25 protein-coding genes are annotated in these 26,142 nt (G+C 59.0%); 11 read left to right on the plus strand and 14 right to left on the minus strand.

Annotated features, from left to right (window positions below; genetic code table 11):
- Positions 1–4 precede the first annotated feature (4 nt).
- The 5 genes from JOD69_RS00475 (at position 5) to JOD69_RS00495 (ending at position 5,362) form a co-directional block, all read left to right on the plus strand.
- Complete coding sequence (locus tag JOD69_RS00475) at positions 5–847, plus strand: glycosyltransferase family 2 protein (RefSeq protein WP_240506850.1); 843 nt, start codon at positions 5–7, stop codon at positions 845–847.
- 17 nt (positions 848–864) lie between these two features.
- Complete coding sequence (locus tag JOD69_RS00480; RefSeq protein ID WP_086133646.1) at positions 865–1,731, plus strand: glycosyltransferase family A protein; 867 nt, start codon at positions 865–867, stop codon at positions 1,729–1,731.
- Positions 1,724–2,935, plus strand: a complete 1,212-nt coding sequence (locus JOD69_RS00485) for a glycosyltransferase family 4 protein (RefSeq protein ID WP_240506848.1) — start codon at positions 1,724–1,726, stop codon at positions 2,933–2,935. Before JOD69_RS00480 ends, JOD69_RS00485 begins: the two co-directional genes overlap by 8 nt.
- 199 nt (positions 2,936–3,134) lie before the next feature.
- Positions 3,135–4,061: a glycosyltransferase gene (locus JOD69_RS00490; protein ID WP_086133645.1), complete on the plus strand. Its 927-nt coding sequence runs from the start codon at positions 3,135–3,137 to the stop codon at positions 4,059–4,061.
- A 20-nt stretch (positions 4,062–4,081) separates the two neighbouring features.
- A complete protein-coding gene (locus tag JOD69_RS00495; protein ID WP_086133644.1) occupies positions 4,082–5,362 on the plus strand; it encodes a HEAT repeat domain-containing protein in 1,281 nt (426 codons plus the stop codon).
- A 302-nt stretch (positions 5,363–5,664) separates the two neighbouring features.
- Here the strand turns inward: JOD69_RS00495 and fae are convergent, their stop codons facing one another.
- Positions 5,665–6,183, minus strand: a complete 519-nt coding sequence (gene fae / locus JOD69_RS00500; RefSeq protein WP_077731765.1) for a formaldehyde-activating enzyme — start codon at positions 6,181–6,183, stop codon at positions 5,665–5,667.
- Positions 6,184–6,450: 267 nt separating this feature from the next.
- Positions 6,451–7,806, minus strand: coding sequence for a PD40 domain-containing protein (locus JOD69_RS00505; protein WP_086133643.1), 1,356 nt, complete (start codon positions 7,804–7,806; stop codon positions 6,451–6,453).
- 230 nt (positions 7,807–8,036) lie between these two features.
- Here JOD69_RS00505 and JOD69_RS00510 point away from each other — a divergent pair, with 230 nt between their 5' ends.
- Positions 8,037–8,561 (plus strand): transposase, encoded by a 525-nt coding sequence (locus JOD69_RS00510; RefSeq protein WP_086133642.1) that lies wholly within the window; start codon positions 8,037–8,039, stop codon positions 8,559–8,561.
- Between the two features lie 47 nt (positions 8,562–8,608).
- Here JOD69_RS00510 and JOD69_RS00515 read toward each other — a convergent pair whose 3' ends face one another.
- A complete protein-coding gene (locus JOD69_RS00515) occupies positions 8,609–9,373 on the minus strand; it encodes a trypsin-like peptidase domain-containing protein (protein ID WP_086133641.1) in 765 nt (254 codons plus the stop codon).
- Positions 9,374–9,438: 65 nt separating this feature from the next.
- The gene (locus tag JOD69_RS00520; protein ID WP_139841032.1) at positions 9,439–13,131 is read right to left on the minus strand and encodes a hypothetical protein; all 3,693 of its coding nucleotides are present in this window, start codon (positions 13,129–13,131) and stop codon (positions 9,439–9,441) included.
- 155 nt (positions 13,132–13,286) lie between these two features.
- On the opposite strand from JOD69_RS00520, the gene JOD69_RS00525 reads away from it, so the two are divergent.
- Entirely contained in the window at positions 13,287–14,759 is a 1,473-nt protein-coding gene (locus tag JOD69_RS00525; RefSeq protein ID WP_240506846.1) for a HAMP domain-containing sensor histidine kinase, read from the plus strand.
- Positions 14,760–15,371, plus strand: coding sequence for a hypothetical protein (locus JOD69_RS00530; protein ID WP_240506844.1), 612 nt, complete (start codon positions 14,760–14,762; stop codon positions 15,369–15,371).
- A gap of 244 nt (positions 15,372–15,615) precedes the next feature.
- Here JOD69_RS00530 and JOD69_RS00535 read toward each other — a convergent pair whose 3' ends face one another.
- Both JOD69_RS00535 and JOD69_RS00540 read right to left on the minus strand, forming a co-directional pair.
- Positions 15,616–16,065 (minus strand): hypothetical protein, encoded by a 450-nt coding sequence (locus JOD69_RS00535; RefSeq protein ID WP_077731714.1) that lies wholly within the window; start codon positions 16,063–16,065, stop codon positions 15,616–15,618.
- Positions 16,066–16,251: 186 nt separating this feature from the next.
- The gene (locus JOD69_RS00540) at positions 16,252–16,983 is read right to left on the minus strand and encodes a TetR/AcrR family transcriptional regulator (RefSeq protein WP_077731712.1); all 732 of its coding nucleotides are present in this window, start codon (positions 16,981–16,983) and stop codon (positions 16,252–16,254) included.
- A gap of 23 nt (positions 16,984–17,006) precedes the next feature.
- On the opposite strand from JOD69_RS00540, the gene JOD69_RS00545 reads away from it, so the two are divergent.
- Positions 17,007–17,687 (plus strand): DUF3280 domain-containing protein, encoded by a 681-nt coding sequence (locus tag JOD69_RS00545; protein WP_143735232.1) that lies wholly within the window; start codon positions 17,007–17,009, stop codon positions 17,685–17,687.
- Positions 17,688–17,835: 148 nt separating this feature from the next.
- The gene (locus JOD69_RS00550) at positions 17,836–18,345 is read left to right on the plus strand and encodes a DUF2380 domain-containing protein (RefSeq protein ID WP_077731710.1); all 510 of its coding nucleotides are present in this window, start codon (positions 17,836–17,838) and stop codon (positions 18,343–18,345) included.
- Positions 18,346–18,391: 46 nt separating this feature from the next.
- Here the strand turns inward: JOD69_RS00550 and JOD69_RS00555 are convergent, their stop codons facing one another.
- The 5 genes from JOD69_RS00555 to JOD69_RS00575 form a co-directional block, all read right to left on the minus strand.
- Entirely contained in the window at positions 18,392–19,888 is a 1,497-nt protein-coding gene (locus JOD69_RS00555; RefSeq protein WP_086133640.1) for a glycine betaine ABC transporter substrate-binding protein, read from the minus strand.
- Positions 19,885–20,637, minus strand: a complete 753-nt coding sequence (locus JOD69_RS00560; RefSeq protein WP_086133663.1) for an ATP-binding cassette domain-containing protein — start codon at positions 20,635–20,637, stop codon at positions 19,885–19,887. Before JOD69_RS00560 ends, JOD69_RS00555 begins: the two co-directional genes overlap by 4 nt.
- Before the next feature lie 128 nt (positions 20,638–20,765).
- Positions 20,766–21,029, minus strand: coding sequence for a hypothetical protein (locus JOD69_RS00565; RefSeq protein WP_086133639.1), 264 nt, complete (start codon positions 21,027–21,029; stop codon positions 20,766–20,768).
- 108 nt (positions 21,030–21,137) lie between these two features.
- Entirely contained in the window at positions 21,138–21,407 is a 270-nt protein-coding gene (locus JOD69_RS00570) for a hypothetical protein (RefSeq protein ID WP_139841031.1), read from the minus strand.
- Positions 21,408–22,354: 947 nt separating this feature from the next.
- Positions 22,355–23,320, minus strand: a complete 966-nt coding sequence (locus JOD69_RS00575) for a helix-turn-helix domain-containing protein (RefSeq protein ID WP_086133637.1) — start codon at positions 23,318–23,320, stop codon at positions 22,355–22,357.
- 178 nt (positions 23,321–23,498) lie between these two features.
- Here JOD69_RS00575 and JOD69_RS00580 point away from each other — a divergent pair, with 178 nt between their 5' ends.
- Positions 23,499–23,945, plus strand: coding sequence for a hypothetical protein (locus tag JOD69_RS00580; protein ID WP_077731761.1), 447 nt, complete (start codon positions 23,499–23,501; stop codon positions 23,943–23,945).
- Positions 23,946–23,970: 25 nt separating this feature from the next.
- Here JOD69_RS00580 and JOD69_RS00585 read toward each other — a convergent pair whose 3' ends face one another.
- The 3 genes from JOD69_RS00585 to JOD69_RS00595 all read right to left on the minus strand — a co-directional run bounded on the left by JOD69_RS00585 (position 23,971) and on the right by JOD69_RS00595 (position 26,130).
- Positions 23,971–24,495 carry a DinB family protein gene (locus JOD69_RS00585; protein ID WP_086133636.1) on the minus strand — a complete coding sequence of 175 codons (525 nt, stop codon included), beginning with the start codon at positions 24,493–24,495 and terminating at the stop codon, positions 23,971–23,973.
- A gap of 67 nt (positions 24,496–24,562) precedes the next feature.
- Positions 24,563–25,483, minus strand: coding sequence for an EamA family transporter (locus JOD69_RS00590; RefSeq protein WP_086133635.1), 921 nt, complete (start codon positions 25,481–25,483; stop codon positions 24,563–24,565).
- Positions 25,480–26,130 (minus strand): glutathione S-transferase family protein, encoded by a 651-nt coding sequence (locus JOD69_RS00595; protein ID WP_086133634.1) that lies wholly within the window; start codon positions 26,128–26,130, stop codon positions 25,480–25,482. The genes JOD69_RS00590 and JOD69_RS00595 overlap by 4 nt, the downstream gene beginning before the upstream one ends.
- Positions 26,131–26,142 lie beyond the last annotated feature (12 nt).

The raw sequence follows: 26,142 nt of genomic DNA on the forward strand, positions 1-26,142 counted from the left end.
TGAAATGAATAATCGTATGCTGACCATCGTGATTTTGACCAAGAACGAGGAAGACAATCTCCCCCGTTGCCTGGACGGGATACCCAACCGATACCCCGTCGTGATCGTGGACTCCGGGAGTACCGACCGGACGATTTCGATCGCGAAAGAGCGCGGCTGCACGGTTTACGAAAATCCCTGGCCGGGCTTCGCGGAGCAGCGCAACTTCGCGCTGCAGCGCTGCAATATCCGAAGCCGCTGGGTTTTATTCGTCGACGCGGACGAGATTTATCCGGCTAGGTTCTATAACTGGTTCGAATCGCAGATCGCCGCCTCGGATTCGATCGATGTCGTGATGGCGCCGTCGATTCTTTATCTGCGCGGGAAACGGCTCGATTACGCTCCGGGTTACCCGATTTATCATCCGAGACTGGTGCGCAGGGATACCGCAAAATTCGTTACCAATCATACCGGTCATGGCGAGGCCGTGCTCGATACTTGCCGTATTTCGTATTCGCCCATTCCTTACGACCATTATTTCTATCACGGCGAAATCATCGAATGGATGCACAAGCATGTCGGCAAAGCGGCGCAGGAAGTGAGGCTGCATCCCACCGCGGGAGCCGTGATGACGGCGCGCGGCCGCTTGAGCGTTTGGCTCGGGCGCTCGGTATTCAGGATATTCGCCAGATTTCTGTATCACTTCGTACTGCGGCGGGGTTTTTTGGACGGCGCCGCAGGGCTGGAGTTCGCTCTGATGTTCACCTGGTATGAGGCCACCATATACCTGCAAGCAAAGGCGGACGCCAATCGGAAACCGGTTTCTTCGGAGGGCGTGACGCCTTGCTCGAAAGTCATCCTTGAATAAAGGAGGAGGTATTTGCTATGAAGTGCTCACTTATTCTAGCGACGCTTGGAAGGGATATAGAACTGATTTATTTCTTGAATTCATTGCAGAATCAGACTTATCGAGATTTCGAGCTGATTGTCATCGACCAAAACAGAGACGGAAAAATAGATTCCGTCATCGCATCCTGCAAGACCCGCTTTCCGGTAAATCACATAAAAGTGGACTTCAAGGGAAATTCGAGAGCCAGAGATTACGGCATCCGCTTTGCGCAAGGGGATATCATCGCATTTCCCGACGACGATTGCGTTTATGAAAAAGACGTTCTGAAAAAAGTGGTCGAGGAATTCCGGGATAAACCGAACATCGCCATTTTATCGGCCGGTTCTTACGATTTTTCGGAAACCCGGTTCAGTATAGGCGTCAATTCAAAATGGCCCAGATATTTCTCCCAGTTCTACATGATGGGCGTCGAGTTTACCCACTTTTTCAACCTGAAAAGGATGGATCGGAGCGAGTTTTATCTGGATCACGAGTTCGGAATAGGGGGCAAATATCCAGGCGCCGAAGGATTCGAGTTGCTTTACCGGTTGCTGCGCGCCGGAAACAAGGCTTTTTATGACCCGGACATAAAGATATATCATGCCGATAAGGACAATTATAAAGTCGGCACGGACAGGATGCTTTTGTATTCCGCAGGGGTCGGCGCCTATATCCGGAAGTTCACGAACGAATATGATTTGTCGATGCTGTATTACATTGCGAGAAAAATGTTTGTCGCACCCGTGATAAAAATGATGGTGGCCGCGGTATTGATGAATCGGAAAAGGTTCGTTTATTCCTATAACAATTTGATCGGCGTATGGCGGGGCTTTTGCGCATATGGGAGATACGGCCATGGATAATGTGATGGATGTAGGGGTCGTTTCGACGCACATTCCTCCCGCCAAAGGTTATGGCGGAGTATCGGTAACGGCCGCGGTCTTGACCAAGGCATGGGCGGAGTCGGGGCTCAAGATTTCGCTGGTATCCTCCAGCGAATCGATCGACCGCCGGCTGGAACCGTCGGACGTGCGATTGGGCGATACGGTGGAGGTCGGTCTGTACCGGTCTTATGGGTTCAAGCGCTGGGGGTTCGGGCTCGGCGCCATCCCCAAGCTGTTCGGATTGTGCGTCAAGGCGCCGGTCGTCTATATCCATGGCATCGCCACCTGGCCGTCCACGCTTGCGGCCATCTTCTGCGTGCTGCTGAGACGCCGTTTCATGGTTGCGGTGCACGGTGGTCTGATGCCCGAGCACGTCGCCCTGATCCGCCGGCGGAAACCGCACAAGTGGCTGTTCTATAGATGGCTCACGTTTCCCACGTTACGGCGAGCGATCGCCATTCATTGCACCAGCGAGACCGAAGCGGAAGGGATCAGGAATGTCCTCGGCGAGGATGCCCGCATCCTGCTGGTTCCGAACGGCATCGACAGCCGGCCTGTGAAGGTTGCGGATTATCCCGAGGGAGAAGGCATACAGATCTGTTTTCTCGGCCACATTCAGCAGGAAAAAGGCATCAACGCGTTCATCCGAGCCTGGCTCAGGACCCGGCGCGAAGCCGACCGCCTAGTGGTCGCCGGACGCAGCGTGGACGGGGCTTATTTCAAGGAATTTCAGGCTCTGGTCGAGCAGGCCGGCGGGGCCATCCGTTATCGAGGTTATCTCGGACAGGCCGAGGTCGCGGCGCTGCTGGCGGACAGCCATTATCTCGCGCTTCCGTCCGGCCTCGAGGAAACCGGCGGCATGCGCGAGAACTTCGGCAACGTGGTGGCCGAAGCCATGGCCGCTGGACGGCCGGTCCTGGTCGCCAGAGGCTTGGCTTGGGATCATGTCGAAGCCATAGCCGCCGGCTTCATCTTCGACCGCAGCGAAGATTCGGCATGCGAAATCCTGCGCCGGGCGCAGTCGTTGAGCCGAACGGACTGGGAACGGATGTCGAAAAACGCTAGACGGTACGTCGAGACGCATCTCGATCCGGTAAAGCTTGGCGAGCAGGTCTGGCGGGTGCTAAAGGGCTTCAATACGACCGCTTCGTCTCAGGAAATAGCCCTTTGCAGGCCGGAATAAGCTCTTATTCCAAATCGCTTTCAATAAGGCATTCATGTTGGTAGGGCGGGTTAGGCCGCGAGGCCGTAACCCGCCGAGCGGCCTACGCAATGTTCACTCGAATGCCGACTGGAATTAGGCCGGTTTCAGGACAGGCTCCCATACCCGGCCGTTTTCCCGGCACTAGACCGTATTCATTCGCATTACTCGGAGTTTTCTCATGACCAAGATCGGCCTGATTGTTCCAACCCTGAATGCAGGCGGCCTCTGGAAAACCTGGCTCGCCGCGTTCGATCGACAAACCCGAAAGCCGGATTGCCGCCTGGTCATAGACTCTTCGTCCAGCGACGACACGGCTGTCCTGGCGCGTTCCCACGGTTTCGACGTGCATGTCATCGCCAAGGCCGATTTCAACCATGGCGGAACCCGCCAGTTCGGAATCGGCCTTTTGCCGGAAGCCGAGATCATCGTCTTTCTGACCCAGGATGCCTTGCTCGCCGGCCCCGATGCCATCGAGCGCCTTCTGGAAGCTTTTGCGGACGAACGGGTCGGGGCTGCATACGGACGGCAGCTTCCTCATCGGGATTCCAGGCCGATCGGCGCCCATGCTCGTCTTTTCAATTACCCGCCGCAGAGTCAGGTGCGAAGCTTCGATGATCGCCGCCGGCTCGGCATCAAGACCGCGTTCATATCCAATTCGTTTGCCGCTTACCGGCGCAGTGCTCTATTCGAGGTGGGCGGGTTTCCCACTGACACCGTCATGAACGAAGACACCTTCGTCGCCGGAAAAATGCTGCTGTCGGGCTGGAAAATCGCCTACCGCGCGGAAGCCCAAGTCCACCATTCGCATGATTATTCCTACGCGGACGAATTCAAGCGCTATTTCGATATCGGCGTGTTTCACGCCCGCACCCCTTGGTTGCAGCAAACCTTCGGAAAAGCGGCCGGCGAAGGTCGGCGCTACGTCCTGTCGGAACTTCGCTATCTCTTAAGAAATGCACCTTGGCTGATCCCGTCCGCCCTGCTGCGGACCGGCCTCAAGTGGCTGGGCTTCAAAATGGGAAGTTCCTTGCACCGGAAGCTGCCCTTGTTTCTCAACCGGCGTCTCAGCCTGCACCGAGCCTACTGGCGTCGGGCTTTGCCATAACTCCGTTTTCCGGTGGAGACATGAGCGCGGCACAAGGAATAGTTCGGCTGACGTTGCTCTTCTGGGGGTTCGTTTCCGCCGGGATGGCGGCGGAGGATTCCCAGCCCGTGGGTGCTTTGATCGATGCCGCCAAAAAGGACAATTCGGTCGTCCGCCGCGAGGCCGTAGAGAAGCTGGGCGAAACGGGCGATCCGCAGGTCTTCGATTCGGTCGTTGCCGCCTTGCGCGACGATAACCCGGAGGTTCGGCGGAAAGCCGCGGAGGCATTGGGCGAGCTCAAAGATCCGAGGGCGGTCGAGCCGCTGATCGGCAGCTTGAGGGACGACGACTCGGCGGTTCGATGGGCGGTTGCCGTGGCGCTGGGAGAGATGGACGGGGCGGCGGTCGAGCTTCTCGTCAATGCTCTCAAGGACAGCGAGCCTTCGGTCCGATGGGGAGCGGCGAAGGCGCTCGGAGAAATCAAAGATCCTTCGGCGGTGGAACCGCTGATCGGGGCTTTGTTCGACAGCGACGCTCAGGTTCGCCGCGAAGCCGTGGAGTCGCTCGGGAATCTTCGCGACCCCCGCGCGGTGGAACCGCTGGCGGAAGCCTTGAAAGACGCCGAACCCTCGGTCCAGTGGGATGCCGCGGTCGCGCTCGGACGCTTGAACGACGCTCGGGCAGTCGAATCCTTGATCGCAGCGCTCAAGGACAGCGAAGTGGGGTTCCGGGCAAAGCTTACGGAAGCGCTGGCGGCGATCGGTCCGTCCGCAGCGGAGGCTCTGGTAGCGGCGCTGCGGAACAACGATCCGGGCGTCCGGTCCGGGGTGACGGACGCCCTGGCAAACATCGGCCGGCCGGCTGTCGACTCCCTGATAGCGGGATTTACGGACGACGACAGCGAGTTTCGGCGGGCGGTCAGGGAAGCGTTGCTGACGATAGGGCCCGGTGCGACCGTCCCCTTGATAGCCGCATTGGAAAATCCGGATTGGCGAATTCGCCACGGAGCCGCAGCAGCGCTCCGGAAGGCCAAGGACTCGCGCGCGGCGGATGCGATCTCCGCAAGAATCAAGGGTGTCGCTTCGCTGGCCGAAACCTACGGCGAACAGATCGAAAAAGGCGAGTCCGGAACCGAGGACCGGCTTATCGATGCTTTGAGCTTGCTGGGGAATCCGCGGATGGCCGCGGATTTCGTCCACTGCGGAAATCCGATGCTGGAAGCGGCCGGGCGCCGATGGTCCGAGGATCACGGCCGCCCGGTCCCGAATTTATCGGAGAAGAGGAAAGGACCCCGCTGGGGCGAGCAGCAAACCGTCCTCTAATTGCGTAGCTCCGACGCTGCCTTTCTTCTTCCATTCGGCATTCGAGGCCTGGAGCCTACGACTTATAGGATGCGCTGACGAAGGAAGCGCATCAATCGCGAACGATGCACTTCCAATCGCAAATGGCATCTCTGGGAGCATCAGAGCTGCCCTTCCAATCGCAAACGGTCGCTTTAGTCGCGACCCTTCCAATCGCAAACGGACCTTTAGTCGGTCCCTTCCAATCGCAAACGGTTGCTTTAGTCGCGATCCTTCCTTCGTCAGCGCATCCTATGTAATGGCGCCCTAACCCTTGCCTTTCCTTAATCGTGCGCCGCCAGCGGATGATGCGCCACTTCCTCCTGTGCGATGACTTCGGCCGGCGTGGGCGATCCTTCGATGGCGCGCTTGATCGACAGTTTGGTCGCCTCGTAATTCCAGTCCTGAATCTTGTCGTCGTCGTCGGCTTCCCAATGGATGAAGACGCCGACACAGATGAACGTGTTCTCGGCTTCATCCATCGGGATGATGCCGTCCCTGACGCTGTCCACCACGGCCTTGGCAATGCCGCGCTGCGCCGGCCCGAACATCTGGGTCGCCTGCTTCTCGTTCTTGATTTCGACTTTGTTGAACAACACCGTGTGGGGTTTGGCCATGAGATTGGGAGCGACCAGCGCCAGCAGCGCATTGTCGCCCCGTTTCTGATTGGTCAAAGCGATGCAGAATGCGGTCTCCGCATTACTGCCACGCGGTCCCATGATCAGATCGATATGCGCGACCTCTTTGCCTTCTCCCACCAAGGCTTCGCCCACCAGCACTCGATCGATTTTCGGCACTTGCATTTGCATGGTAATCCCTCCTTTGAATGCGCTTATGGCGGAACAAATGTCCAGTTCCGAGCGCAAAGTCGCCGAAGCGTCTGCACCCGGTTTGTCACCCTTAGATCACGAGTCGGGCGGAATCGTTGCAGGTTCTTGTTGAAATGGCGGCAAGCCGGGAACGCAGTGTTCTACCCATCCTGCGCGGTTCTTAATCGCTCAAGATGCCCCTCGACGCATCTCCCGTGAGCGTACGTTTGATAGTCCCGGAGACGGAATCCCCGCCGATGATCACCGGCCTCGAGATAAGAAAGTCGTACTCATCGATTCGGCATTGCTCCCGCCGTCTGCAAAGCCGTCATCGAGTGGCGTTTCCGCGGGTTCTACACAGTCGGCCAGGAATATTTCATCGAAGTTGTCGCTATTGCCCCCGGTCAGGTCGGACCTCGACACGAAGGCGATGCGTCTCCCGTCGAAACTGATCGAAGGACTGATACTGCTGCCCGCCGCGGCATCGGTGACCGGCGTAAAGTCGCCGGTAGTGATATCGAATAAGACGATTTCGAGACTGCCGTCGGGGTTGGTCCCGGTTAAATCCCGGCCGGACACAAAGGCGATACGGGCGCCGTCGCCACTAATCGATGCGGAGTAGTTCTCGAGGAGAGGGTCGCCCTCGGTGGAATAGGTGATCTGCGTGAGTACGCCTGCGGTCGCGTCGAACAGGAAGATCTCGTCGTTGCCGTCGGTGTTGCCGCCCGTCAGGTCCTGGTTGGAGTGAAAGGCAATGCGGGTACCGTCGGCATTGATGGATGGAGCGAAGTTGCCGATTCCGGCCGCGCTTGCGATGGAGTTGGTGAGCTGCGTCGTGGCGTTGGTCGCTGTGTCGAACAGGAATATCTCCCGGTTGAAGTCGGGATTCCCGCCGGTCAGGTCCTCATCGGATTCGAAGGCGATGCGGGTGCCGTTTGCGCTGATCGACGCATTGAAGCTGCCGGCCCTGGCGGGGGAGTTGGTGATCTGAGTGGTGCTATTGGCCGCCGTGTCGACCAGGTCTATTTCGAAGTTGCCGTTGGGGTTCTGACCGGTCGGATTCGCGTTGGATTCGAAAGCGATACGGCTGCCGTCGCCGTTGATGGATGGCAGATACGCCTGGCCGATTCCGGCGTTTTCGGTGAGCTGCGTGAAGGCGCCAGCCGTGGCGTCGAACACAAAGATCTCTCTGTTCAGCTCCGGGTTCTGCCCGGTCAAATCCGCGGTCGACTCGAAGGCGATACGGGTACCGTCCGCGTTCAGAGAGGGAGCATGGTTGGCCGGCGCTGATCCGCTCGTCGTATTGGTAATCTGGGTGACGGTATTCGTATTGGTATCGAACAGGAAGAGCTCGAAATTGCGGTCAGCATTGCCTCCCGTCAGGTCCGCGTCGAGATGAAAGGCGATGCGGCTGCCGTCGGCGCTGATGGACGCATTGTTTTGCTGGACGATGGCTCCGAACGTGTTCCCGTCGGTGAGCTGCGTGATGCCGCAGGTCAATTGCGCAAGCGCCGTCTGCGACCAGATCCCCATCAACGGCAGGGCGATCGACAAGCCTGAACGGAGATACTTCTTCGCTCTGCTCGTTCCCTGCTCGTTATTCCTTAACGTCTTCATGATTCCCTCCTTCCTCAAAGGTGAATCCTTTCAATTCGAGAACAATTTATTTACGGTAGTTCCTCATTTTTGTGACAAGTTTGGGGCGGGGACAAGCAAAAGGCGGCTGTCGCTCTCATTGACACGCGGGGACATCCGGCGAGATCGCGTAGGATGGGTAGAGCGTAGCGAAACCCATCATTCCAGAATTGTGATACACCATAGACGATTCTAAAGACTCCGAGTAAACCATGACCGACTATCGCCGTTTCCGTGTCGAGGGAGGTACATATTTCTTTACGGTTAACCTCGCAGAGCGGCATCGCAAGCTGTTGACGGACCATATTGGTGCCTTGCGCGAAGCTTTTCGTGTGGTCAAAGGAGCGCATCCATTCACGATCGACGCGGTAGTGATTTTGCCGGACCACCTCCATACGATTTGGACCCTGCCAAAGAGCGAACAGGATTTCAGCCTACGCTGGCGGCAAATTAAATCAGCCTTTTCCAGAGAGATTGAAAAGGGAGAACGCATTTCCAAAAGTCGTTCCCGTAAGGGTGAACGCGGAGTATGGCAACGCCGATTTTGGGAACACGTCATCCGTGACGACGAAGATTTTGCGCGGTATGTCGATTACATTCACCATAATCCCGTGAAACACGGATATGTAAAGGCAGTGTCAAACTGGCCGTATTCTTCATTTCATCGGTATGTCCGATTGGGTATTTACTCGAAGGATTGGGCGGGTCCGGAAATGGACGATTTGGATTTCGAATAGGTTTTAGGATTGATGGGTTTCGCTTCGCTCTACCCATCCTACGCGGGCTATGGGCTACAAGTTGTATTCGCGTAATCAATTAGCTCGGCAATTACGTAGGACTTCCAAACAATGCCAAGATCGGACTCTGGATTTATACGGCCACTATAGATGCCTAACAGCTGACAAACCGGACTGATGACACTGGTAGAGTTCTCGTGGGTAATAATCCCGCCGCCATTCCGATAAAGAATGACAGGAGAACCAGATTGGCCTTTCCGAGTTCGGCAGTCAATTAGAAAGACCGGTAAACCGTTATGATTGATTTCTGGCTCTGATGCGACAAAGCCCGTAGCCCATACTGCGAATGAAGGTCCTGTCCGCATGCCAAAGGGAAAACCTACAACACTGACCATTTGTGCTGGCTCAACATCTAAGTGAGTCTCATAACGCGTTTTATACGGATACAACGCTACGCCGTCTGATTCGGATACCGGAAGGGCAACAACGTCAGCTTTGGCGCCTAGAGTTGGATGTTCGATCCAACGCGGAGTATCGCCATTGTAGAGCGGCTCTTTTACCTTTACGAATTCACCCAAGCCGGATTTGGAATTGTGTGAGATGACGAGAGTATCAGGTATAGCACCTGTGGTTGAAAGAAGTTCTCCGGAATCTTGGTTTCGGCCTGTGACGTTGTGACGATTCGTAATGAGGAATGGCACTCCAGCAGCACCTATGACTACGAAGCTGCTACCCGATGCAATGGTATTGCCAAGTACCTGCATTTCAATATACAGCGACTGAAACGATGGCTGTGAAATACGGAAAGGCATACTGCATCTTATTTCAAGTTAAGCCCATGTAGGATGGGTAGAGCGAAGCGAAACCCATCAACCAGCTACCGCCCCCGCATCAACCTTTCATAATCCCCCTTGCTCAAAACATACAACGGACTCGCCGACACCCTGACAGCCGCCTTGCCGTCCTTATCGACCGCAAGATTTTCAGCATGTCCCACCACGTCTACCACAACCCAAGCCTTGCCCGGATCGAGCTTTAGCGGCCAATCGCTCGCCTGCTCGTCCGTCCGCCAGATCATGAAGGTTTCGCCGAAATAGGCGGCCTGGATGTTGGCGTCTTGGGTGTCCACGGCCTTGTAGGGCAAGCCGTCGATCAGGGCGCCGGCGGTGTAGAGAGCCGCCTCGGCGGGTTTGTGACCCATGGAGTAGTCCCAGAGGCGGCCGTAGCCCCAGTCGTATTCGTGGCCGAGGCAGAAGGCCAGCCCCAAGTAGTCGCTGCGGCTGTTGGCCCAGGCGATCATCTTCGCGGCCTGTTCCGCCTGCCAGCGGCGGCCGGTGAAGCCGTGGGCGGTTTTGGCGCCGGCTTCGCCCAGCCAGAACGGCAGGGTGTTCTTGCGTCCGAGACTTTCGTAAGCCGAGAGGACGCCGCGTTCGTCTTCGGTGGAGCCGTTGCCGATAGGATGGCCGAAGCGGGGCGGGCGTTGCGGATAGGCGTGGACGTCCCAGGCGTCCTGGTACTTGTCGAGGCCGAGCTTGAGCACTTCGGCGAACCACTTTCCCGAACTTAAGCCCCCGGCATAGCCTCCGTCATCCGTCGTATCGCCGGGGCGCACCAGGCTGCCGCCGACGTAATGGCCGTCTTTCCGCGCCCGGTGCACCGCTTCGTACTCCCACTTAGCCCGCTCGACCCAATGGGCGGGGTCGCGCAGTTTTTGCCATTCTCCTTCCCGGCGGATGTCGATCTCGTTGGTCGCCTTGAAGAAGCGAGTATAGGCCGAAGCCTTTTCGATGAAGGCTCGGCCGTCTTCCGGTTTGTCGTTGAGCCAGTGGCTGTCGCCCGAGGTGTCGCCGAAGAAGACCAGTCCGCGCGACTTGGCGCGCTCCCACTTCGTTTGATGCTCCGGCGGGAATCCGGGATAGGAGCCGTAGCTCTTGTAGATGCCCATGCGCTCCAGCCATGCGAAATAGCCGCCCTCCTGGCGGAAGCCTTTGTCGCCGTCGAATAAGGCGTAATAGTCGTTGTTCCAGAGCTTTTTCTTGTCCAGCCGTTCCATTTGGGCGGCGTTTCCGCGAACCACGGTGAAGCCGTCGGCGGGATAGGCCATGATGAGCTTGCCGTCGGGTGTGTGCAGGGAAGGGTAGACGGCGTAATAGCCCGTTTTGGGCGTTTTTCCGAAATCGAGCGTGGCCTCGCCGGGGAAGAGACCATCGATCTCTTTCACGGCGACCTCGTTGCCCCGGTAATCCGTCACACGCAGGCGCAGCTTGGCGCGGAAGCGGGGCAGGGGAGCGGGCAGATCGGTTTCCTCCAGAATCGGATGCCAGCGGATATCGGCGCGCAGCTTGAGCGGGTCGCCCGGACGGGGCAGGTTGGCCGGCGCGTCGGCGTAGACGAGCGGCCTGAGTTTCGCGGCTATCGTATTGAGCGCCAAATCGGCGTTCGGATCGGCGAGCTGGGTCTTGATCGAATCGAGCGGACTTCCGGACTCATCGGTAAATCGAGCGGCAAAGAAGAAGCTCTCGCCTTTATCGTGCTGCATCGCCAGCTTGACCAGCAGACGATGCCACCCCGGCGCAAGCGCCAAGGGCGCGGCCTGTGAAGGCTCGGCGCGTTCCGGCAGGGCGGTGACCGCAAGACCCTCGGTGGTGAGTCCCTGTAGTGCATTCTTGGCCGGTTCGCCCGGAGCGGGGAAGTCGGCCGGCGGGTTCGGATCGTCGGCGAAGGAGAGGGGCTGCCCGTCCAGCCATCCGGCGGTTCTGATCCCGGACTGGCGCAATTTCAGCAGCGCCTGGGTCGGCTGGTCGACGTGAAGATAGAGCTGAGCGTAGCCGGTTCCGCGCGACCAGCCGTAGGAGTGATCGGTGGCGGGCTCGATGACGGTGACGCCGTTGGCTGCGACCGGAGCCTTTTGCCAGGTCTTTATCTTGCCGCCCATCATCGCCGTGCTGAGGTAAGATTGACCGGGATTCGGGCGCAGCACGGTTTCGCTATCGAGGCCGTAAATCGAAACGCCCGCAAGGCCATCCTGCAATCCGCCCACCAGCCAGGCTTCGGGCACGCCGTTATGGAGCGTGGTAGGCGCGTCTGATGTGACGGCCGGGATTGTGAGCATCGTGCCCGCGTGTTCCGGATCGGCGAGAAATTTCGCCACGGCCGCTTCGTTTTTCGGCGAGGCGAGGGCGCCGAGCACGGTGTAGTTGTTGTCGGTTACGAGCGCGGCGGGCAGCGCGGGCAGATTGAGGCGCCGTGCCATGTCCTCGGCTTCGGGCCCGATCGAATAGTTCACCCGGAGCTTTTGAACCCGCTGGCGTGCGGCATCGGCCGCCAATCCCCGGAACAAAATTTCGCCATGATCGCCCTTGCCGTCGAGCACGTAGAGCTGTCCGCTAGGATCGGACACACTCTTCGTCCGCGCCAGAAAGCGGTTTCGGGCTCCCGCCGCCGAGGCGCTCATCCAGTCGCCGAGCGGCGTTTCCATCTTGAGGAGAAAGGCATCGAAAACCTTCGCGCCGTCGGCTTTACCCGCGTTTTCTATTTGCAGCACCTTGTCGCCCGGCAAGATGGCCACGGTGGCAGCGCCTTTCACCCACTGGTATTCCCAGGGCGAGGTGTTGGTCACTACGAATTCGCCGCGAGCGGCCAGTGCGTTCGGATCGGCGCCGGCTTTTACGGTGAAGGTCTGGGCGACCTGCGACACTTCGCCGCCGCTCTTGTACCTTGCGAAGAAGCGATAGAGGCCGGGCGGAACGGCGGGATCGAGGCTGAACCTAAAGCTCGCGCCCCAGGCGCCGAAGCCTTGATGAAAAACCTGGACTTCGTCTTTTTCGGTCAGGATCGAGCCCGCGCCTTCGAGTCCCGCAGCGGTTCCGGAATGGACCCGAATCGCGGGATCTTTGCCCGCCGACATCCAAAGCGGCGTTTTGCCCAATTCCAGAAGAACCGCCGGAAGTTCGTTAGTGCCTTGTTCCGGAAGCGCCGTCGGCGACTCTGGGCCGCCGAGCAGAAAAGCGTCGAAAATCTTGGCGTCGTGGCCGGCTCCGCTGTCGCGGATTTCGATTACGGTATCGTCGGCCTTGAGCGTCAGCGGGGTTTCCGCGCCGATCCAGGCGTATTCCCAGCCCTTGGGTTTCAGCTTCACGACCGCGCGTTGTTCGAGCTTCGAGGCATCGGGTCCCGCCCAAATCTCGAAGGTCTGCACGCAAACCTCCGGTTCGCCGCCTTGCCGCCAGCGCGCCCAAAAGGTGTAGGGGCTCGCGTTCGCCCGGGGTTCCAGTTTGAATCGGAAAGCGACATTCCACGAGCCGAATCCCGGATGCAGCGAACTGATATCATCCGGACCGGTTTGAATCGAGGCGTCTCCTTCGTGGGCACTGACATCGCCCTTATAAACACGCGTCGCATTGTCCTGGGCTGCGGCCGACGGCGGCTGGCTGCCGAGTTCGAGCAGCAGAGCAGGATTCTCGGCGCTGCCCGGAACCGGCAATCCCGAGAGTTCGGCGCCGGTAGCCAAAGTCAGCCAGGTTGCCGCCGCAATGGCAAATCCGCCCTTCGAAAAAAAATGCTTTGTCATTCGATTCACCTTGCAGAATACGCCGCTGCGCAGGAAGTCGCTCGTGGGGCGAACACGCCATTCAACACGACCGGACGATAAATCCCTATCATAAGGGAGGTCACAAGAGTGTTACGGCATCGTCGAGGTCGGTTTGCGAACCCAACGATGCGGCAATGATTGATTTGAAGCGGATGAGATTCGAAAAGTTATTCTCGCTGAAATACCTGATCCCCATAGGGTTCGTGGTCGTTCTGGTTCCCTTGCTGTTTGCCGTGATGTATGCGGCCTTCGCCATGCGCGACATCGCGCGGCTGGAGCAAAGAACCTTTTATCAGATCGTCGAGCAGGTGAAAACCGCCCGCTCGGCGCTACAAATGGTTTCCGATATCGAGCGAAAAGCCAAGCTCTTCGTCATTTTGGCGCATCCGGCCTTGCGCCAGCCCTATGAGCGGCAGTCTTACGAAACCGTTCGGAACTCCCTGAGGGAGGCCTTGGGCGAACTGCTGAAAATGGGCGTGGACGAAAAAGTCGCGCTTTCGATCAACCGGTTGTCGGAGCAAGAGCGCTTGGTTTACGAGCAAATCATCAGCTCCGACACCGGCGATCGCGTCGCCCTGCCCGACGACCAGGCATTTCAAGGTTTGCATGCGGCGGCTAATGCTTTGTGGCAGGAAATCTCGGAACAGGTCGACCGGGAGGCGAAACAGCTCTACGCACAGTCGAGATCGGTTCAGCAGGATCTGGTGATCAAGGCAGGATTTCTCTTGCCTACTTCGGTTGCCGTCATCCTGTTCTTGCTGACCTTGCTCAGCCGCTCGGTCCGGCAGTTGGACGAAGCGATCCGAAGGCTGACGGCGCGGGATTTCGGAAAGCCTATCAGCGTGGCGGGGCCGCAAGATCTTCGGTATCTCGGCGATCAATTGGAATTGTTGCGGACGCGTCTGCGCTCGCTCGAAGAGTCGAAACGGCAGTTGATGGATAATGTGTCGATCGAGATCGAGACGCCGCTGGCCCGGATCGTCGAAAGCGCGGAACAGCTCGAGATGATGAGTGACGAAGCCGGTCCTGAACAGCGCGAAATCGGCCGGACGCTGACCACGAACATTCAAAAGCTGCAAGAGTTGTTGGCGGAGCTGACCCGCTACAACCGGCTTCACGAGGAACCGGAACAGAATGTCGCCGAAAGCGTTAAGATGCAGGATCTGTTAAGGTCCGTCATCGCGGATCACCGGCCTCGCCTGCAAGCGAAGTCCTTGACGGTCAAGGAATTGGTCCAGCCGGTCGAGGTGTCCGGCGATCGGGACCAGCTACAAACCATTATTGACAACCTGATTTCCAATGCCGTGAGCTACTCGCCCGTAGGCGGCGAAATTCGAATCATTCTCCGCGCCGTGGGGGGCAACATGGAGCTGGAGGTCGAAGACGACGGGCCCGGTATCGACGAAGAGGAAAGCAAGCATGTATTCGAACCGTTTTACCGGGGCAAGGCCGCGTCCAGCCTCGCCACCGAAGGTACCGGAATGGGATTGGCCATCGCCAGCGAGTGCGTCGCCAATCAGCGCGGAAAGATCGAGGTTCTCGAACCGCGGCAGGACAAACAAGGCGCTCGCATCCGGGTTCAATTACCGCTGGTCGAGGCTGCCTGAATGAACATGCTTGTCCGCAGTACAGTTTTAATGGGGCTCTCGGTGTTGGCCGGCTGCGCGGAATTCTACCCGGACCGCTACCGGGCTTCGTATTACACACCTTCCCACGATGCCTATTCGCGATCGGATATCGACGAACTGCTGGGCTTCGGCGCCGCGTTCGCCAATAAAACCGCCGCATCTCGCGCCGAGGAATGCCGGCGGATGCTCAAGCATTACCGGCAAAATCCGGACGTCGGCGTGCGCTTGCACCTTCTGATTGCGCGAACGCTTTCCGAAGCCTGCGGCGACACGACCAAGATCTTGGCGTCCGTGGGGGCCATACCCCCCGAGCGGATGCCGGACGGAAGGGTACAGAACCTGGTTGCCATTCAAATGGAGACTCTGAAGCGGGCCGGGAGTCTGTCGAGAAAAGCGGTAGCCGCGGAACGAAAACCGGACCGCAAACAGGCGACGGTTTGTGCCCCGGACTCGAAGACGGTCGATAAGACCAATCCCCCGACCGACGAGGCGAAAATTCTTCGGGAGAAACTGGAAGCCATCAGGGCCATCGAGAAGAGCATGGACGCGCCGACGATCGACACCGAGGGTGGCGAGGGGGGAGGGAAGTAGCCAGGGGCTTTGCCGTACCCCTCGGGCACTGCGCTGTTCGCCGGCTCCCTGCTGGCCGGTGCAGCGCCTTGACACCCTTGCGACAAAGGCGTGCGAGAAATGTGGGCTAATAGTAGGTCGGCAACCCCTTGCCGACGAAGCCGTTTTTCCGACGGTTGCGTCGGGAAAGGATTCCCGACCTACTCTCCCTTGGACCGCTAAACCGGACCGGAAAGTATTGTAAGGCCGTAACCCGCCGAGCGGCCTAGCCTTTGCCGCCGACAAGCGCATCGATCTTCGCAAGCAGCCTTCCGAGCGGGGTGCGGCTGAGCGCCAGGCCGAGGCAAACGCCGATGCCGTTGGCGACCATGTCGACCGGATCGAATGTACGCACGTTGCTGAGTCCTTGAAGAAATTCCAGTCCGATCCCCAGGAAAAGGAGAAACAGCGGCCAGCGCCAACGGGGCAGGAAGGCCTGTCGAAACCAGTACGTCAGCGAGGCATACGCCAAGGCATGTTGCGCCTTGTCCCAAGCGAGCAACGGCGTGGGCGGCTGAGGCGGTTCCGGCGTCAGGCTCAGCCAGACCACGACGGCGACCATCAGCCAGCCGATGCCTTGCCAGAGGCGGGGAAGGTGTAAGGGGCGGCGTGCTTCGCCGCTGGCCGGAGGTCTATGTTTGCGACGCCCGACCGTTTTCCGAAGTCCTGTTCCCATGCAGATGAATGCTTTCCTGGAGTTAAACGGCGGATTCTAGCAATTCTGCGGACGCGGAACTTGCTGGACATTTCGAATAGGGACGTCTCCGTCGGCTGGTTGCACAGGCTGAGGTGGAGGCACCGGAGGCGGCGATCGAAGCGCCACCTAGCGAAGCCGCTGCTCTTTCAGAACGATAAAACGATCTCAGCGTGCCGCGATCGCCGCCGCTTCCTCGGGAAAGATTTCGCGCATGATGCGCTCCGCCGAAGCGGTGTAGTCGTGCCGGGTCGAGACCGGTTCCCAGGGAAGCCCGTCCAGCAGGGTCCGCAAAACCAGCCGGACGTTGTTCTCCAGGTCGCCGATCCCCATGTTCCGGTAAGGGAAGTTGAAGGTTTCGAACATGAGTTCGCCGTAATGCAATGCCCAGAAACCGTAGACCAGGTCCTGCGGCGCCATGGTCCCCGGCAGCTTCAAGTCGCCGTTTTCGATGGCTTCGTCGATGACGATGACGACCCGGTCGATCACGTCCTTCATGAGCTCGTTTTGAGCCGCGTGGCTCTCCGGCGAGATTTTTTCCCGGACGCCGGCGGACTTGACCGTGTAAATGCTTTCGTATTCCACCGGGTACAGCTTGGCGTAGAAGTGGTGGGCCAGGTGTATGGCCAGCAGCCGTTCGCGGCTGTTGCCGCGGAGCTTCAGCGCGCGATCGAAAAAGTCGCGCCAGGTTCGGAGTCCGCGTATGCAAAGGTGCATCAGCACCTCCTCTTTGCACTGGAAGTGCTGGTAAATGGTGCCCTTGGAATACTCGGTCAACTCCGCTATCCGGTCCATCCCGAAGTTGCTGAAGCCCTGTTCGGCGATCAGCTTCGCCGATATGTCCAAAATCAATTCCTTCCGGGCGATGATTTCACGTTGCTTTCGGGTTAATTTCGTCATGATTTTGACGGTATGGATAAATTTTGACGAAACGTCAATTGTTATGCTGTAATCTGAGCCGTAGCTTGGGCGAAGAACTCGCTGTGACCCAAGCAGCGTACCCGGTAAGAAGGCTGGATTTCAATGAGGCGATTCCGATGCATCGTTCCCCGTTCGTTCGGCTGATCTCGATTTTTGCAGTTCTGGTGCTAGTCCATTCCCCCGTCTGGTCTCAGAACAGTCCTCCGGCCGAGCGGGCGTCGACGGGCGAAAGTCCTGATCTTAAGACGCTCGCAGTGCTGGACTTGGAACTCACCGGCGATCTCGGCGACAGCACGCGGGAGGCCGAGTGGGGCAGGCGGCTCGCTGTCATGACCGAGGTTTTGCGGGACGATCTGAGCCGCAGCGGGTTGTACCGGGTGGTGGATCATGGGCCGGCTCCCGAACTCGTCGCCGAGCTGAAGTCGGCCCGCTATCTGCATGCCTGCAACGGCTGCGAGCTGGACATCGCCCGGCGGCTCGGCGCCGAGCGGGTTCTCGTCGGATGGGTGTTCCGAATGAGCAATCTGGTCCTCAGCCTGCACATCCAAATCCGCGACGTCGCCACGGGGCAAACCCTGATCAACCGCGCCTTCGATTTTCGGGGTGACAAGGACGAATCCTGGCGCCGGGCCATAGCCTATTTCGTCCAAGACCTGCGGGAAAGGCCGCCAAGAAGGCAATAGCTGTCCGCCTTGGGCTTTCCGGTCCAACTTCCGGAGAAAGCAAGCATGCTCGAAAAGCTGAATGTGACGAAAGCGATCGATGTGCCCGGCCACGAAGTTTGAGCAGCGATCAGCGGCATCGAGCAGGATTTACGATAGGAGCATAGTCATGTCTGTCTTAAGCAAGATCATTTCAGTCCTTACTCTCGCGATCCTCGTTTCCCTTCCGGTACGCGCGAATTCCAGTATTGGGGTTCTGGATTTCGAGTTGAACGATGTCACCTCGAATCCGGGCGTTGCCGAAGAAGTGGAAAGAACGGCCTCGCTGAAACGGTTACTGGAGGAACATTTGAGTGGCAAGGGCTATCACATCGATGCGACCGACCCGGCCGCTCAAGCCGCCGCCACCAAGGGGTTCGGATACCTCTGGGATCATTCGGACGAAGCGGCGGAGCTCGGGAAAAATAGCGGGAGCGAGTTCGTCGTCGTCGGACGGTTGCACAAGCCGAGTTTCCTGTTCGTCTATCTCATGGCGCATTTGATCGATACCAAGACCGGCAATGTCGTCGGCGACTTCATCGTCGAGGTCAAGGGCCAACAGCAGAACTTCACCGCCAAGGGCATCGAGAACCTGGCTCGGCAGATCGATACGAGACTCAAGACGGTTAGCGGGTCGTAAGCCCCGGCGGGCTGCGAAAGGTTGTGCAACGCCGGGAGGTTTCCGGTCACCCGCGCAACCCCTTTGGTACCAGCCGGCGTTCGGCAAGCTCGAAGACGCCCTCGATCAATAGCGCAAGCAGGGCCGCAGGGACAGCCCCTTGGAGGATCAATCCCGTATCGTCCAGGCGAATGCCCGTGAGAATCGGCTGCCCATATCCTCCCGCACCGATCAGTGCGCCAAGGGTCGCCATGCCGACGTTGATCACGGCAGCCGTCCTGACTCCGGAGATGATGGTGCGCAAGGCCAGGGGCAACTCCACCAGTCGCAGCCGGGCGAAGCGGGGGAGGCCGAGCGCATCGGCCGATTCGAGAAGCGGACCGGGAATGTTCTGAAGCCCGGTATAGGTATTGCGCACGATGGGCAGGAGGCTGTACAGGAACAGAGCGGTGACGGCCGGCCAGGCTCCGATTCCGAGCAGCGGGATCATGAACACGAGGAGCGCCAGCGACGGTATCGTTTGAAGAATCCCGGTGGCTCCAAGTACCAGCCTTCCCAGGCGCGGTCTACGCGCGCATAGAATACCCAGCGGAATGGCCACGAGGATGGCGGCGGCCAGCGAGATTGCGACCAGAGAGAGATGTTCGAGCGTGTGACGCCACAGGCTGGCAGCCAGGCCCTCGACCTCGGCTTCGGACGCGATGGCTAGCCGTTTCCGCAGGAAGTCGGCGGCCACCTTGCGCTCCGATACCTTGCCGAGCTTGGCCGCCGCGTTCATGGCGGTCATCTCTTTCTCCGAAATCCGGCCTTCCAGTTGTCGGAGTACCGGAAGGACGGCCGGCAGGCGTTCGGCGAGGTCGGCCCGGTAAAGAAACACGGCGCGATAGTCGGGGAAATAGCCTCGGTCATCCTCGAGCACCCGGAGCGAGTAGTATTGAATCTCCGCGTCGGTGGTATAGAGGTCGGTCACATCCAGGCGGCCGCCGGCAAGGCCGCGATAGGCGAGCCCATGATCCAGACCCACGACCGCTTGCTGGGGTAAGCGGTAGGCTCGTCTGAGCCCGGGCCATCCATCCGCCCTGGACATGAATTCGTTGCTGAAACCGAACTTGAGCTCCGGGTGGTCGCGCAGCTCGGAGATGGTGGTGATTCCCAAGCGGTCCGCGCGAGCGGTCATCATCCCGAGGGCATAGGTGTTGTTGAATCCGAGCGGCTCGGTCATCGACACGCCCTGTTCCGCCAGGACCCGGCGCAGCGTCGCCAGGTCCCGCTTCCCTTGTAGCCGGTCGCCCAGAACCTCCTCGATCAGAGTCCCGGTATATTCGGGATAGAGGTCGATCTCGCCATCGATCAAAGCCTGCCAAAGGAACCGGGTCCCGCCGAGCTGCTTTCGGTGTTGCACGTCGATCGTTGCGCTTTCGAGGATCTGGGCGGCGATCTCGCCGAGGATCACCGATTCCGTGAACTCCTTGGAACCCACGGCCACACCCGTCGTCTCCCCGGCTTCAGGAGCCGAGCCGTAACCGATCCACAAGCTCAAGAGCAGGGTCAGCCGGTAGATCATGTCGCCCGTTGCACAAGTCCGTCGACCAGGCTGCGCTGCGCCCGCACGAAGCGCGCGACGTACTCGGTGGCCGGGGAATCGATCAAAGCCGTCATCGGCCCTCGCTGTTCGATGGAGCCCTCGCGCAGCAGCACGATCTCGTCGGCAAAATGGCCGGCCTCGCTCAGATCGTGCGTCACCATCAGAACGGTTTTCCCGAGAGCGGTGAACAGCGTCTTGAGATCGGTCTGGAGTTCGTAGCGGATCAGCGGGTCCAGGGCGCCGAGCGGTTCGTCCAGCAGCAGGATCTCGGGGTCCAGCATCAGCGCCCGCATCAGGGCCACTCGTTGCCGTTCGCCTCCGGAGAGTTGGGACGGGTAGCGGCCGAGCGTTCCCGTAGGCAGGCGGACCAGTTCTGCGAGTTCGATCATCCGCGCCTCTGTTCGCGCGGATGACCAGCCGAGCCGGCCCGGCATCAAGGCCACGTTGCCGCGGGCGGTCAAGTGCGGAAACAGTCCGCCCTCCTGGATGACATAGCCCATTCGGCGGCGCAGTGCCAGAGCCGTCGAGGCGGTGACCGGCGTGCCCATCAACTCGACGGTGCCTCGGTCCGGGAGGACCAGGCCGTTCGCCAGCCGGAGCAGAGTGGATTTGCCGCAACCGCTCGCGCCGATGATCACCGCCACCTGCCCCTCGGGAATCGAGAGATCGATGTCGCGAAGCACGGCAACGCCGTCATAGCTTTTGGTGACCCGTGACAGTTTGAGCATGCGGCGATAATACCGGTTAATAGCCTGAATTTCGTGGATCCGCCCTCTAAATTTGTTCCGCGACAGGACAGGGTCGATTGTCGCCGGCTTCCGATGCGCGACTCGAAACGGTTCGCGGGTCGTGTAGCTCATTTTGGCACTGCGAGTTTGCGCAACACCTCGCGAGTTCGTTCATCGGCCACGGATAAGCGCAGTTTCCGTTCAGTCGCCGCGGCAAACCGCGGAGAGGCCGCCCCCGAAGCGATAATGTGGAGCGCGGTTCGCAGCTCATCGATCAAAGACCAGTCGGCATCGGTCATGCCGGATGAATCGGGATGTCGCGAGCCCCGAATCCAGCCATCGATGTCGCCGTCGAATCGTTGGTATATCTCGAGCTTTTCAAGGGTAATCATGATCTATGAGAATGCGTTTTGAACTCAGCACCAAAAGTAATATCGCAAATAGATTGATACCAAGCCCTCTCGGGTTTGCGACATCTTGTATGGAACCTTCCAGCATATTCAAAGGTATGGCGAATCCGGGATCCAATTTGAAAACGAAGTTTTCACCATAAATGAAAACCACCTGTAATGAATAAAAACCATTACGAGCTGTCTTCCGATGGAAAGGCGAACCGCGGTTAAAATCCCGCCGGAAAATCCGTTAATCCCGAATATAAGACATGGGATATTGAGATGTTGATGATCGCGGATGGAAATAAAGCTGCCGGATAATGCGGATGCGGAAAGCAGGAGCGTGATTGCCGAAAGTGCAAGTTGTTTCTTTTTCATGGATCTCTCTGCAAGGCAGGACGACGCAATAGCGAACTCAATTCCACTTCTCCATTCACCCGATGCCGAATTTTTTCGATGGAACGATCAATCGTGCCGAATCTGCGCGCAGGCATTTAGAGCGTTTTCATCTCGCTCGTACGGCAAAACAGGCCTGGCAGGAGTCGTTGGCGCCTTCAGCCAGGGTAGATCGACTCAAGCTTTCGGAGGTCGGCAATCCTTTCCCAATCGCAAACGGTCGCTTTAGTCGCGACCCTTCCGACGAAGACGCTCGGCCGGGACGTGGCGTCGGGAAAGGATTCCCGATCTACGGGGATGCACGGTCGTAGGTCGGCAATCCCTTGCCGACGAAGACGCTCGGCCGGAGCATGGCGTCGGGAAGGGCGGCTTCGGCGCTCCAATCGCAAACGGTCATCCCAGGAGCGCTGGGATGACCCTTCCAATCGCAAACGGCCTAGCCGGGAGCGCCGGCCACGCCCTTCCCGAAGACGCCGTTTGCGATTGGAAGGGGGACTTTGGTGCTCCCAAAGTTCCCGTTTGCGATTGGAAGGGTCGCGACTAAAGCGACCGTTTGCGATTGGAAGGAATTCCCGACCTACTCGCCAGTGCCCGTACAGTAGGTATGAAAATGCTCTATTAACCCGGCCTATAAATATAGGCCGGGTTAATCCGGGGCAGGGATGCCCCGGCGCGGCGACAAGCCGCGTGAGCCCAGGCCGGGCGTGTACCGGCCTGGGCGGCGGCCCGAAATACCAGGAGGGTATTTACGGGCCTGATTAATAAGTACATTCAGGGAAGTCTTGCGGCATAGGCAACCTGCAGGACAACCCCGCCAGTCAAGCCAATCTGTCGAGATCCCGCAAATATTTGCGGAATGTACTTAGGCCTATTCCTGTAGGTCCCAAAAACCCTTCGACTCGGGGCGAACGGTCTACCGAGATAGGCTCTTAGTGTTCCCGCTGTCGATATTCCCGCGGCGAGCAGCCGAAGCGCTGCTTGAAAGCCCGGCTGAAATGCGACAGATCGTTAAACCCCCAGCGGAGCGCGATTTCGGACAAGCTGTGGCCTACATGCGCCGAGTCGAGCAGGTTTTTCGCGCAATTTTCCAGCCGGCGCCGCCAGACATGGCGCATCAGGGAGGTCTCCTCGTCCTTGAAAAGATCGTTGATATAGCGGGCCGACAAGCCCACGCCGCTCGCGACCGATTCGACATTCAGGCCGGGGTCGGAAAGGTGCCGCTCGACGAACGCCTTGACCCGGTAGAGGGAGAGCGAACGGCTGCGGGAGAGATGAAAGTTCGCGGGACGCACCGAATTTATGGCGAGGGTCAGCAGGCCGAGCGACTGTTCGGCAAGGGCGGAGAACTCGTGCGGATTCAAGCGGCCCGCCTGGCTGGCGGACCCGCGAAGGAACATGGACGCCACGGCGCCGATGCCGTCTTTTCCGGGAATCCGGCGCGCCGTGCAGTGCTCGATTCCGGCAATTCTGTCTCTCAGCATCGTGCGTGGAATAGAGACGATCAGTTTCGAAAAAGTCCGCGGGCAGTAGATGCGGTGGGGCCGGGTGGCATCGTAGAGGGTGATGTCGCCGGGTCTTAGAAAAACCTCCCGTCCCTGCTGTTCCAGAGAGTATTGGCCCGAGAGCAACACGACCGCGAAATAGGCGTCCTGATCGGACCGATACGGCTCGCCCGGCAGCCGTTCGATGCCGATGGCGTTGGACCGGATAGCGGAGAGGCGCAGGTCTTCCCATGGATATATCGTCATCTGGTTGAACAATGCGCCGTCGGCGGGTGGGCTGATTTCCACCTTGACGTACTCCCGGCCAATGACTTCCCGCAGCCAGCCCTGCCTCTCGCTTCTGGGCACATCGGCTGTGGATAGCGTTAAGGCCTTGGTATTCGTTGTGTGCATGGATCAGGTTCGCGTTTTTCTCGATGGCTCCGGATAGTAGGCGTGCGGCAAACGGCTGTAAACGGCAAAACCGCCGTTTCAGTCAAGTTTTCTTTCCGTCCCGATCCAGCGGACAAAGGCGGAAATATTCATACTGCGCGGCACCGATTTGTAACCGGAATTCACGATGAGATTGACGATGCAGCAAGATTCAGGACTCGCGGGAAACATGATATTGCTCAGAGGCGCCGCGCTGTGGCTGTTGATGGCTCTGGTTCTGGCCTGGTGCATGGTCGGCCTGGGATTCGGTCTGCCCGTGCTGCCGGCCATTTTTCCGGGCAAGTTCACCCGCCTCTTGCAGGCGCATCTGGATTTCCTGCTCATGAGCGCCCTGATTTTCGGATTCTATGCCGCCAGAGTGCCGCTGCCCTGGCATGTGCGCTGGGCCATGGTGGTCGGTGCCTTCACCAATTCCAGCCTGTTTTTGATGCAGGCGATGTTTCCGGTGCTGGATACTCCCACGCCCTCGGACGGTTTGTTTCCGGCGGCGTTTCGGCTGTTTTTGCTGGCTAGTATCGTCCTCACCAGCTACGGTTTCGGCAAGGGGGCGGTCATCGTATTGCGATCGACATTCAGGAACGATTGAAGCTCGACGGACGCCCTCCGGCGCATCACCCTGACTCGGCCGGATCGAATTCGCAGAGGCTGGGCAGCCAGGGGAGGTCAGTGACGCCGTAGTCGAGCCTCAGTTGGCTCAGCAAGGTCGTCAGTTGTCCTCGGTGGTGGGTCTGATGGTTGAAGAGATGTGCGACCAGCAGCCAGAAGGGCCGGGTGCGCGTTTTACGGTCCGAAAGGCTGGTATAGGTGAAGGGCTGAGCGAGACGTTCGGGAGAGAGTGTCCGGGTCCAGTCGAGAATCTCCCGGTCCATCGTCTCGCGCTCCCGCCGCAAGTCGTCGAACGCGGAATAAAGTTCCTGGCCCAGGGCTGCCGTTGTCAACGGCAGCCCAGCCAAGCGTCCCATCCAGATGAGGTCGGCATGGAGCAGGTGATTGAGCGTGCCGTGAATCGAGCCGAAAAAAGCGCCGAGATCCTTTTTCCGGAGTTCGTCGGGAATTTCGGCGCACACCCGGTAGAGCTTCTCGTTCATCCAGGCGTTGTATTCGGCCATGGTTTCGTAATAGCTGAGCTCGTACATGAGACTATTGCTCCAATCTGCGTTTTCGTAGCCCGTATGCAGCGCAGCGGAATACGGGGAAAGAGGATTATTCGTTCACCGCGACCACCGCTTCCTTGCGGGCTCTCGACCGGCCGGTGCTATTGATGAACACCACCGATCCGATGATGATCGCCGATGCCGACAGGATGCGCGGGGTCAGCGGTTCCTGCGCGAACCAGTTGCCGAGGAACACCGCCACCAGCGGATTGACGTAGGCGTAGGTCGCCACCAGCGGAATCGGCGCGTTTTGCAAGAGCCAGGCGTACGCGACGAAACCGATCATAGACCCGAAGGCGATGAGATACGCCAATGCCAGCCACGAGTCGGTGGAAACCTCCGAAAAGCTGAATCCCTTCAATTCGCCGTTCATGGCGCTCGCGGCCATTAGGGCGCAACCGCCGGCCAGCATTTCCGCGCCCGTCGTCATCAAGGCGGACTTCGGCAGATTCAGGGTTTTGCCGCAGATCGAGCCGAGTGCCCATAGAAATCCGGCGATCAGGAGCGCCGCCACGCCGAGAGCGTCCAAATGCAGGTCGTCCGAGAATTCCGAAGGGCCGACCAGCAGGTAAATCCCGGTGAAGCCGATGGCCAGCCCGGCGATCACTCGGGCCGTCGGTCTGACGCCGTTCGGCCTGAGCGCGTCGGCGATCACCATGAACATCGGCACCGCGCCGATAATCAGCGCTGCAATGCCCGATGGAACGGTCTGCTCGGCCCACGAGACCAGCCCGTTGCCGCCGAGGAGGAGCAAGGTGCCAACGATGGCTGCCGATCGCCATTGGCGAAGGGTCGGCATGGCATCTCCGGCCGCGCGTCGCCAGATCAGCAAGATCACGCCTGAAACGAGGAAGCGGAGCCCGCCCGACAGAAACGGCGGAAGCGTTTCCACCGCGAAGCGGATCACCAGATAGGTCGAGCCCCAAACGAAATAAACCGCCAGCAACGCTAGCCAAATCCGCGTTTTCATTCCTCGAACGCCTGGATGACCTCGGTTTCCGATTTGCCGGCCTCGATCCATTCAACCATGGCAGGATGGCCGAGCACCGTATTCACGTAGTCCTGCGCTACAGGACCTGCATCGAGCCGATAGGTCCAAAAACGCAAGGCCACCGGTGCGTACATGGCATCGACGACGGTGAAGCGGCCGAACAGCCAAGGACCGTCATTCGCGTGCCGCTCCCGGCAGTCCTGCCAGATTTGCCCGATTCGGGCGACATCCTTTTGAGCGTCCTCGGGCAATTCCTTGCTTGCGGACTGTCGCCGGCAGTTCATGCTGCAATGCGTGCGCAAGGCCTGAAAGCCCGCGTGCATTTCCGCCGCGAGCGAGCGGGCCTTTGCCCTGTCGGAAAGTGTTTTCGGCCATCCGCCGGTTTCCGGGAAGCGTTCCGCCAGGTATTCGAGTATGGCCAGGGAATCCCAGACAGTAACCCCATCGTTCACCAGTACGGGCACTTTTCCGGACGGCGAATAGGCGGCGATGCGGCTTGCCGTGTCTTCTCGATAGAGGGGAATCCGGACCTCTTCGAAGGGAATGCCGTGGTGTTTCAGAAACAGCCAGGGGCGCAGCGACCAGGAGGAATAATTCTTGTTGCCGATGACCAGGGTCAGATTCATGAAAGACAACTC

This window comes from Methylocaldum sp. RMAD-M (genome assembly GCF_017832375.1).
Taxonomy (GTDB): domain Bacteria; phylum Pseudomonadota; class Gammaproteobacteria; order Methylococcales; family Methylococcaceae; genus Methylocaldum.

Excerpts from the sequence above, each read along its gene's own strand:
- JOD69_RS00570 (WP_139841031.1), bottom strand. The coding sequence starts at position 21,407 with ATGAAAAAGAAACAACTTGCACTTTCGGCAATCACGCTCCTGCTTTCC.
- JOD69_RS00580 (WP_077731761.1), top strand. The coding sequence starts at position 23,499 with ATGCAGCAAGATTCAGGACTCGCGGGAAACATGATATTGCTCAGAGGC.
- JOD69_RS00575 (WP_086133637.1), bottom strand. The coding sequence starts at position 23,320 with ATGCACACAACGAATACCAAGGCCTTAACGCTATCCACAGCCGATGTG.
- JOD69_RS00550 (WP_077731710.1), top strand. The coding sequence starts at position 17,836 with ATGTCTGTCTTAAGCAAGATCATTTCAGTCCTTACTCTCGCGATCCTC.
- JOD69_RS00505 (WP_086133643.1), bottom strand. The coding sequence starts at position 7,806 with ATGAAGACGTTAAGGAATAACGAGCAGGGAACGAGCAGAGCGAAGAAG.
- JOD69_RS00475 (WP_240506850.1), top strand. The coding sequence starts at position 5 with ATGAATAATCGTATGCTGACCATCGTGATTTTGACCAAGAACGAGGAA.
- JOD69_RS00490 (WP_086133645.1), top strand. The coding sequence starts at position 3,135 with ATGACCAAGATCGGCCTGATTGTTCCAACCCTGAATGCAGGCGGCCTC.
- JOD69_RS00495 (WP_086133644.1), top strand. The coding sequence starts at position 4,082 with ATGAGCGCGGCACAAGGAATAGTTCGGCTGACGTTGCTCTTCTGGGGG.
- JOD69_RS00565 (WP_086133639.1), bottom strand. The coding sequence starts at position 21,029 with ATGATTACCCTTGAAAAGCTCGAGATATACCAACGATTCGACGGCGAC.
- JOD69_RS00590 (WP_086133635.1), bottom strand. The coding sequence starts at position 25,483 with ATGAAAACGCGGATTTGGCTAGCGTTGCTGGCGGTTTATTTCGTTTGG.
- JOD69_RS00510 (WP_086133642.1), top strand. The coding sequence starts at position 8,037 with ATGACCGACTATCGCCGTTTCCGTGTCGAGGGAGGTACATATTTCTTT.
- JOD69_RS00480 (WP_086133646.1), top strand. The coding sequence starts at position 865 with ATGAAGTGCTCACTTATTCTAGCGACGCTTGGAAGGGATATAGAACTG.
- JOD69_RS00530 (WP_240506844.1), top strand. The coding sequence starts at position 14,760 with ATGAACATGCTTGTCCGCAGTACAGTTTTAATGGGGCTCTCGGTGTTG.
- JOD69_RS00555 (WP_086133640.1), bottom strand. The coding sequence starts at position 19,888 with ATGATCTACCGGCTGACCCTGCTCTTGAGCTTGTGGATCGGTTACGGC.
- JOD69_RS00535 (WP_077731714.1), bottom strand. The coding sequence starts at position 16,065 with ATGGGAACAGGACTTCGGAAAACGGTCGGGCGTCGCAAACATAGACCT.
- JOD69_RS00520 (WP_139841032.1), bottom strand. The coding sequence starts at position 13,131 with ATGACAAAGCATTTTTTTTCGAAGGGCGGATTTGCCATTGCGGCGGCA.
- JOD69_RS00560 (WP_086133663.1), bottom strand. The coding sequence starts at position 20,637 with ATGCTCAAACTGTCACGGGTCACCAAAAGCTATGACGGCGTTGCCGTG.
- JOD69_RS00540 (WP_077731712.1), bottom strand. The coding sequence starts at position 16,983 with ATGACGAAATTAACCCGAAAGCAACGTGAAATCATCGCCCGGAAGGAA.
- fae (WP_077731765.1), bottom strand. The coding sequence starts at position 6,183 with ATGCAAGTGCCGAAAATCGATCGAGTGCTGGTGGGCGAAGCCTTGGTG.
- JOD69_RS00485 (WP_240506848.1), top strand. The coding sequence starts at position 1,724 with ATGGATAATGTGATGGATGTAGGGGTCGTTTCGACGCACATTCCTCCC.
- JOD69_RS00585 (WP_086133636.1), bottom strand. The coding sequence starts at position 24,495 with ATGTACGAGCTCAGCTATTACGAAACCATGGCCGAATACAACGCCTGG.
- JOD69_RS00525 (WP_240506846.1), top strand. The coding sequence starts at position 13,287 with ATGATTGATTTGAAGCGGATGAGATTCGAAAAGTTATTCTCGCTGAAA.
- JOD69_RS00595 (WP_086133634.1), bottom strand. The coding sequence starts at position 26,130 with ATGAATCTGACCCTGGTCATCGGCAACAAGAATTATTCCTCCTGGTCG.
- JOD69_RS00515 (WP_086133641.1), bottom strand. The coding sequence starts at position 9,373 with ATGCCTTTCCGTATTTCACAGCCATCGTTTCAGTCGCTGTATATTGAA.